The organism is Shewanella sp. 10N.286.52.C2, assembly GCF_002874545.1.
GTDB lineage: Bacteria > Pseudomonadota > Gammaproteobacteria > Enterobacterales > Shewanellaceae > Shewanella.
The window spans coordinates 1-6,411 of record NZ_MCTV01000016.1 but is presented as its reverse complement, the minus strand read 5'-3'; the positions used below and the strand labels follow the sequence as shown (position 1 = coordinate 6,411).

Genomic DNA, 6,411 nt, shown 5'->3' with positions numbered 1-6,411 from the left:
CCCACACAAAAATGCCTTACGTACCACACGCGAACAACAGTGGTAGTAAGGCGTATCTTCTAAACTCACGAGTGTTTTTCTAGGTCTGGCCATCTTTAATCACCAAGTAATGAGCAATAACTAAAGCCTAGTAGGGTGTTTAACATTTAGCCACTTAGAATGGGTGGCCATGTTATTAAATCACCGAATATTAAGCAGTAACCAAAGCCTAGTAGAGTGTTTGATATATAGCCATTAATCATGGGTGGCCATGTTATTTCTTTGTGCAAGTATGATTTATGACTATAGTTTCTCAGCATGTAATTGCTGAAATAAAGTCAACTTTTGTTGATGCTGAGTATGAGTCACATGATTAATTAGATAATAATACACGTTTCTTGCACTGATAAAATCTGCTTGTTGTAATGAGGGAATCAATGCTTGAATCAGCTGTGGACTCTGATTATTTTGCTTCTGCAATAGCTGCAGAAAGCTATGTAAAGATTGTGGGTCTTGCCAAGCGGATATTTGTTTCGCTAATGCTAATATTAACGTGCTATTTAGTTTAATTATTTCCTCTGATTCTAGTAGAGATTGCAATATTCTCAATCTGAGAGAGTGACTGCCATATAAAGTGAGTTCTGTAACCATTTTCTGGTACTGCGGCATTGCTAAATTCTTGGAGAACGCGATGATGTCATTTTCAAAACCTGACTGGTTTGTTAAAGCAAATTCAGTGACTGCTGCGATTGTTTTGTTATCTTGATATTGCTGGTAGGCTAGCTGTGAAATGGCAAATTGCTGTAACTCATTTTTTTCATGTTTGAGTAAGTTCAGCAGTTCCAACTGGTTAAGTTCACTGCCTGTAATATTGGCGACAATGCTGACTAGTTCACCTTGAGCAAAATGCCAAAGTGTATAACAAGTCCAAATTGCCCCTTCAATATAATCTTGTTTGTTAATGGCTACAGTAGCGCCTGTAACAGCATCTGCGCCGACAGTAGGCGCTGACCCGCTACTTGTCTTATTGATCAGTTCACTGGCTTTTAAATCTGCTAAGCCTGATTGCTTATTCGATAAGATACTTGTTAACTTTACGTAATCTTGCGGCTCAAAATCCTGTGCTTGGCCTTTTTCCAGTTTGAGGTTATCGGCCATAGTGTAATGGGTGAATTGACCTATTGCATCCCAATGTAAAGTCACAAGATCTGTCTTGCAAAGATCTTCGCCGCAAAAAACGGATATGACATTCATCGAATAGTTACGAGTTAACTCTTCTGGTAAGCCTGAAAAGCTTTTGCTCAAATCTGAGCTGCGAATTGATTCTGATGAGACATATAATATGTTACTTTCCGCTACGCTCGTTTTGCTACCTGGGTGAGTAAAGTTTACCGAAATACTGATTAACGGCTCAGGTTTACTACAAGCCGTTAAAAATATAGTTAACAATAAAATAGATACTCGCCTTAAAATAGACATTAGCTATAAGCTCTTATTTCAAAAAGTTTTACTGTTGGTTTACCGTATGTTGAAAGTATCTCTAGTTTTAACGCTGTAGCATTAACGGATGGGAAGTTGACTTTAATTAAGCGTGTTCGATTTTGTTTAATGCTAGCAACATCAATCCATTGACCTTTAACTCTAGCTTGAAGCTTTAAATCTTTAACCATTTCATCAGGCACGCTATTACTAAAGTATTGGTCATTCTTGGAATCTTTACGCATCATGATATTGCGTTTCACATTGGTGTCACATTTTATTTCAACTGTTGATATACCAACAGGCTTAGGCCATTCCAATTGTATATTGGCTGGCAAATTTCGAGATTGCCAGTGATTGATTTTATTGTCTATATCTCGTGAAATGCCATTTAATAGGAGACTGATATCTCCAGACAAGGTACTTGAAGCAAATAAAGTACTTTTACGTGCTAGATCATTCGGTGCTTTTGCTGGCCTTTTCGGAATAAAGACATCATCACGTAATAATTGCTCTTGTAATTCATTGATATGACTCTTCCCTAACTGCCTTGGGCTTACGTTCAACTTTTGACATAAATTTGCAGCGGTACCCACAGCTTGGCCCATAAGGGCACAAGTTGCCATGATACGAGAAGAGGCAAGTGCGATATGAGTTTGACTGATGTTTCTTCCTGCAAATAATAAGTTAGTTATTGTTCGTGAATATAAGCTTCTATAAGGAATTTGGTAGACTTCATCAAAGTGAGCATGAAAGATAGTAGGTGCCATGTGGATGTTATCCATACCTCCTGGATTGTGCTCATCAATTCCCCAACCGCCAAATGCAACAGCATCCTCAAAGTGTCGTAGTTCAATTAAGTCTCGTTCATTATGTATATAGTCTCCTATAAAGCGCCGAGATTCACGCCTTGATGGCAATGAACCCACCCAATCTAGAGCGAGGTTTGCTGATTCAGGGAATTGACCAGAATTTTTAATATGATCCCAAACACCATGAAGGTAACCCATTAATTTGTGTCGATTAATCTCTTGCTCACCAACAATGTCATATTCACTACCGACTTCAACCCACCAAATACCTTCATCGTAAGCTGCAAATTTTCGGCGCTTATGGGCATTTTTAGCATCAAATTTGATCGCCCATGAAGGCGCGGTGTAGGGGGTTTCACGGCCCATGTCTTTCGCAGACATTAGTAATGATGCGCCCATTTGCCACCCATCTGCAACATCTGGGGCAAATTGTTCATTAAACTCAGATTTTCCTTCACGTCCAGTTCGATATTCTGCGCCAGCAGTAGCGGCCATAAGTCCATCGCCTGAGCAGTCGATAAAATATTGTGCGCTAATTAAATATTCAGTTTCCGTTGTGAGTTGCCAGCATCGAACCTGCTGAATTTGGTTATCCTTGACGATACTTGCTATAGCTTGGGTGTTTAACATCAATTCAATGTTAGGTTCTCGTATGACAAAGTCATACAAAACATGGTCCCAAACAGGAAATGATTCTTGTGGGTTTTCGAAACGATTATGCAATAATATTTCTTCAATGATACCAGTTTCACGCTCTGCAAGGCCTGAGTTTAAACGGTTGACGCCATTTAAGTGCACACGCATTTCACTTGAAGCATTGCCCCCTAAAACAGGCCTATCTTGTACCAGTACCACCTTAGAGCCTAATCTTGCTGCAGAGACGGCTGCACATATACCAGCGGCGCCACCGCCGATGACAACAATATCAGCACTAAGGCTGACATTTCGACTGGGCCGATTTAAATCTGTATTGTTATTCGTACCTAAGTTTAGCCATTTGTCTTTAGTGCGGTCTTGTTGATTGAATTGACTTTTGGACCCATCGGAGAGTGGTGTATTTGTATTTGAGTTTTTATTTTTATCAGCAGAGCCGATACCAATAGCCATTTGGCTAGCACTTGCTGGAAATACAGATGCTAGAGCTGCAGCTTTAAAAAAGCTTCTTCTTTTCATGTTTTAGTTCTTCCTTGTTAACAATTGAATTCAAAATCACTCAGTGAAACCAGCTAGTTAAAGGTGTAATACAATAGAAGCGATTATCTAGGCTGTTTAATGATCTTTATTAATAGTATCTACTGAATTGATGCGTCCCTTATTTTGTTCAATAGATGAGACAGAGCTATTCGGCCAGGTTTCCTTCAATTGAGCCAACAGAGCTGTTGTTAAATCTGGTTTTAACTCTGCAATATTGACTGTTTCATGAGGGTCTTGATGATGATCAAACACTTCTACAAAAAGTGGACTCAGCTGCGGATCTCTGTGGTCTTTCCAAACGATAATGCGATATTGAGAGGTACGCATGGCATACCCCATAAGGAATTTCTCAAAAAGCTCTCTATTCCACTCATTTATTTTAGTAGCATGTTGGTTGTGTTTGAATTGATGCTGAATTTGAGTTTCTACTTGTTGTAATAATGGTCCGAAATAGGTTTCTCGCATGCCTTTTCGTAAAGGGTATGCTCCCCATTCACGTAGTGCAGGTGTTGGAAATTGGCTGAAAGCGGCTTGTTTCCAAATTTGATTAGGGTTTTCCAGTAAAGGCACCATACTTTTTCCTTGGGTGATAACGGGGGCTGAAAAACCTGCAAGCTCTGTTAATGTTGGATAAAGATCCACTAATTCAACTAATGCTTGTGAAGTGACTGATTTCGGATTTTTTCTGGTCTCAGGGGTAGATATTATTAACGGAACACGCGTTGCTGTTTCATAGTTACTGGCCTTACCCCAAATTCCCATTTCACCTATGTGATATCCATGATCGCTCCACAAGACAATTATGGTGTTTTGCATGATGTTTTGAGATTCTAAAGCTCTAATTAGCTTACCTATTTGTGCATCAACGTAACTCACCGATGCAAGGTAAGCATGTTTCAGTTCAATAGCTAATGTGTCATTAATAGGACCTTTTTTGGGGATGTTAGAAAAAGTTCTTAGCTCAAAGGAAGAGTGCAGTCCTACGCTAGCGCCATTCTTCGGAGGCGCTCTTAGCGTAGTTAATTCAATATCATGATTTTGATATAAGTCCCAATATTTTTGTGGAGCAACCCATGGAAGGTGTGGTTTATTCAAACCAAAGCCGAAAAAAAATGGTTTATGTGATTGTTCTGTTAATTCTTGAATAGTCAAAATAGCTAACTGAGCATTGTAACCGTCTTTATATGCGGTATCCGCAACTTTTGCCTTTTCAAATGCTGGTCCACTTCCAAGCCCAAACTTGGCTTGCTCGCCATAACGCAGTTTCATAATTTTTTTATTGGCTATTTGCTGCTGTTGGTTAATGCTCAATGCGTAGCGTCTAGGTTTTGCTATTTGATTTGGAATGGTTTGAACCGCAGGCCAATTCCAAGAAAGTTTGTCATCTTTATCACCATGATGAAAAATTTTACCAACGTAACTTGTATTATATCCGTGGGCACTAAAGTGCTGGGGCAAAGTAATGATATCAGGATATTTATCACGAAATTTAATGTAGTTATGAATTACCCCTGTGGTATCAGGGCGCGTTCCTGTTAGTACACTTGCTCTTGAAGGACCGCATATTGCTTGCTGTGCATATGCTTGAGTAAATCGGACTCCTCCCTTTGCTATTGCATCAATGTTTGGAGTAATTGCGCCTGATCCCGCTTTCAAATCATCAATTGCGATGAATACAACATTAGGTTGGCTAAGATCGCTCTTATTTAAACCTGTAGGTTTAATACTAGAATCGAAGGTATTTGCTACAACAACAGAGGATAAACAACAGCCCCCCCAAAGTATCGATATCACGACTTTGAGATTTATTTTTGTATATATAGCCACTTGGAGACCTTTCATTTATTCAACCACTTAAACATTGCATCTAAATAAACATATGATGTTATGTTATTTTTAAATTGGTCATTTTGTCAACTATCTCAGATGTTATTTGTCTATTTATTGCTAGGTCATGTTTATGCTCCTCAATGAAATAAGTGATTGAGGGAAGTTACAGGGTTTGGATTTTCGGTATGTACTTGGAGGTTATTATCAATCAATGCTGAGTTTAAATTGTTCAGTCCGTCTATCTAATAGTTGGGATAATGTCTGCTTTGTTGGTCGTAGATTAATTCGATTCGACGTTCGTTCAGCACTTAATTTTTTCATTATTTAGGTTTGTTGTTGCAGTCGGACTTGATGCTGTTAAGCAATCATTGTGCTGCTTACATGTTTTAAATGAGGTTTTGTTGGTTTCTTGTTTGCAAAAGTTGGCTTCTTGTTTGCGAAAGTGGTTTTTTGATTGGGTTTTGAGTTAATAGTGTGTTTTTGTTTTGCGTATCAAGCTGAATCTTGCATAGGAATCATTATAAACAATTGATATTGGGATCGTGATCGCTATGTGAAATATTCTTCATGGTAGACTCCTGCGCCATTCAAGATGAGATTAATTCCTATTAAGCTTTAATTAAGGTTCGCGATGATGAAGCAATTAAAATGGGTGGCAATGTTAATTGATCTACCCACTCACGGCGATGTTCATAGTTTTCGCCTGTCGACTTATCAAACCTAATACATAGCCACCCATTATTTTGAAGTTATAACATAACGCCTTTCATTTTGAGTTGCCAACACCAACATTCATTTACTGATGGGATTATTCCTGCCAAAGGACTGAATATTTCATCATTAATCACCAAAAATAACTCATAAACTAAATTCAACACAGCAAAAAAGCTTGATATCTATCAAGTGGAAAATGCTTTTATTTGAAATTAAGAAATGGTGTATTAAGCGCACAACCAGCGCTGACAGTTAGCTGCACCTTGTCGTCGTTTTAGGTCTAAATGCTCACAATAATCTGTTAATGCAGGCAACGCCCCCACCGCACCTTTGAATAAAGCGCCAAACTCAGTGGTGATTTTAAGCCAATTCTCTGCGGGAATGTTCAGCCTATTGAGGATAT

Annotated in this window: 3 protein-coding genes and 2 pseudogenes; all 5 read right to left on the bottom strand. The window is 38.8% G+C overall.

What is annotated here, in order from left to right; genetic code table 11:
- A pseudogene (locus tag BCU94_RS19780) lies at positions 1-93 on the bottom strand (Mobile element protein); the annotation flags it as partial.
- A 189-nt stretch (positions 94-282) separates the two neighbouring features.
- Positions 283-1,458, bottom strand: coding sequence for a hypothetical protein (locus BCU94_RS07580; RefSeq protein ID WP_102476054.1), 1,176 nt, complete (start codon positions 1,456-1,458; stop codon positions 283-285).
- Entirely contained in the window at positions 1,458-3,443 is a 1,986-nt protein-coding gene (locus BCU94_RS07575) for an FAD-dependent oxidoreductase (RefSeq protein ID WP_102476053.1), read from the bottom strand. Before BCU94_RS07575 ends, BCU94_RS07580 begins: the two co-directional genes overlap by 1 nt.
- A gap of 96 nt (positions 3,444-3,539) precedes the next feature.
- Complete coding sequence (locus tag BCU94_RS07570) at positions 3,540-5,306, bottom strand: sulfatase (protein ID WP_102476052.1); 1,767 nt, start codon at positions 5,304-5,306, stop codon at positions 3,540-3,542.
- A 929-nt stretch (positions 5,307-6,235) separates the two neighbouring features.
- Positions 6,236-6,411, bottom strand: a pseudogene (locus tag BCU94_RS19775) (transposase); the annotation flags it as partial.